Raw genomic sequence first — 2134 nt, forward strand, 5'->3', positions numbered from 1 at the left:
GGCGTAGACTGCGCCCCGGTTCCAGAACCAGTTGGTGCCCGGGTGGATGGCGCGCGCCCTATAGCCTTCGCTCTTCAGGAAAGTCGCCAGCGACGGCGTCGGCGTGCGCACATATTGCTGATAGGGAATCGAGCCCGCCGGCAGGAAGGCGTTGGAGAAGCCGGTCAGCGCCTCGAACTCGATATTGGCGGTCATGCCGCCGAATTCCGGCGAGAACATCGAGCCCGAGCGCAGCGCGCGCACCGTCGGGATCGGATCGGGCTTGATGCTGACGCCGGGGAGCTCCGTCGGATCCCAGAAGGATTCGCTCATCACCACGATGATATCGGGCTTCTGGTCGGGCACCGAGGCGGCAACCCCGGGACGCGCGATCGCATCCATCGTCTTCTCGGAATAGCCGGGCGGGGCCGAGACATGCGCCATCGGCACGTTGAGCGCGAAGGCGAGCGCGAAGCCGTTGGAGGCATAGTTCTCCTTCTGGTCCCACATGATCGGGATGATCTGCAGCCTGTCGCGCGTCCACGAGAAGGTGGCGTAGTCCATGATCGAGACGAAGAAGGCGAGCAGCGGCACGGCAAGCGTCAAGCGCGCCAGCCGTCCCTTGCGGCTGAGGATCGGCACACGCCGGCGCCAGAGCCGCCAGCCATAGACGAGCAGCGCGAGGCTGGCGACGATCGCCGCCGCAAGCAGCACGGCCGTCCAGGGGCGCTCGCGCACCAGAAGCGGCATCAGCGCCATGATCTGGCGGGCATAGAGGAAATCGGTCGGGTAGAGCGGATCGCCCAGATAGTGCGATTTCTGGTGACCGACAAAGGCCAATGCCAATGTCACCGGCGCGACGATCATCAGGCTTTGATGGCTGCGGCCGAGAATGGCGTCGAGCCCGATCAGCACCAGCGAAAAGACGATGATGGTGGTCCAGCCGGGCTTGAAGGGCTGCAGGAAGAAGTCGACGGTGCCGAAGAAGTCGCCGCGCACGATCCATTCGATGGCGAACACCAGAAGGGCGGAGGCAAGCAGCGTCGCCAGGCCGTAGCGGACAATCGGCCATCTGCGCCCCGGCAGATAGCCGGTGGACGGATCGTCTTCCAAAAATTGCGGCGCGGGTTTGGCCGCGCCTTTCCTGATCCTAGCCACTTTGCTTCCCCGGCCCATGTCACGCGTCTTTTACTCGCGTCACGCCACTGTCATCGAAATGTCACACAAAGCTAGCGCCTGTGGCGGAAATAAGAAGAGCCAGCAAACGATTCGTGAGCGGTTTTCATCAGGTGTGATCGCCAAAAAGCCTTTCAGAACAGGGAACTCGGCCGTTCTCCCGGCTGGAACAGCCGCTGAACTGGTGCTTGCGGGCTTGACTTGGCCGTCCGCCTTGCGCCAGAGGCAGGGAAAAACCAGCCGCTGGAGACGCTAACATGGCCGTCGCATTCACCTTTCCGGGACAGGGCAGCCAGGGCGTCGGAATGGGCAAGGACCTCGCCGATGCCTTTCCCGAGGCGCGCCATGTCTTCGAGGAAGTCGATGAGGCGCTCGGCGAAAAACTGTCGAAGCTGATCTGGGAAGGGCCGGAGGAAACGCTGACGCTGACGGCCAATGCCCAGCCGGCGCTGATGGCGGTGTCGCTGGCGGCGGTAAGGGCGCTGGAATCGCGCGGTTTTTCGCTGAAGGACAAGGTGGCTTATGTCGCAGGCCATTCCCTCGGCGAATATTCGGCGCTTGCCGCAGCCGGCTTCGTTTCGGTGGCCGATGCCGCGCGACTGCTGCGCACCCGCGGCAACGCCATGCAGGCGGCGGTGCCGGCGGGCGAGGGCGCCATGGCTGCCATCATCGGGCTGGAGCAGGCTGATGTGGAAGCCGCCTGCGCCGAAGCGGCACAAGGCTCTGTCTGTCAGATCGCCAACGACAATGGCGGTGGCCAACTGGTGATTTCCGGCGCCAAGGCGGCCGTCGAACTGGCGGCGAAGCTCTGCACCGAAAGGGGTGCCAAGCGGGCGTTGATGCTGCAGGTCTCGGCACCTTTTCACTCGGCATTGATGATGCCGGCCGCCGATATCATGCGCGAGGCGCTGGCCGGGGTCGCGAAAAGCGCGCCAGTGGTTCCCATCGTCTCAAATGTTTCGGTCACGCCGACCAGCGA

2 protein-coding genes are annotated in these 2134 nt (G+C 64.1%); one reads left to right on the plus strand and one right to left on the minus strand.

Annotation, left to right across the window (positions count from 1 at the left end):
* Positions 1–1155: LTA synthase family protein (locus EOA60_RS30075; RefSeq protein ID WP_206628321.1), on the minus strand; the 1155-nt coding region annotated here is incomplete at its 3' end.
* Positions 1156–1412: 257 nt separating this feature from the next.
* Here EOA60_RS30075 and EOA60_RS30080 point away from each other — a divergent pair.
* A partial coding sequence (locus EOA60_RS30080; protein WP_164899657.1) for an ACP S-malonyltransferase occupies positions 1413–2134 on the plus strand: 722 nt, incomplete at its 3' end.

This window comes from Mesorhizobium sp. M1A.F.Ca.IN.020.06.1.1 (genome assembly GCF_004023265.1).
Lineage (GTDB): Bacteria > Pseudomonadota > Alphaproteobacteria > Rhizobiales > Rhizobiaceae > Mesorhizobium.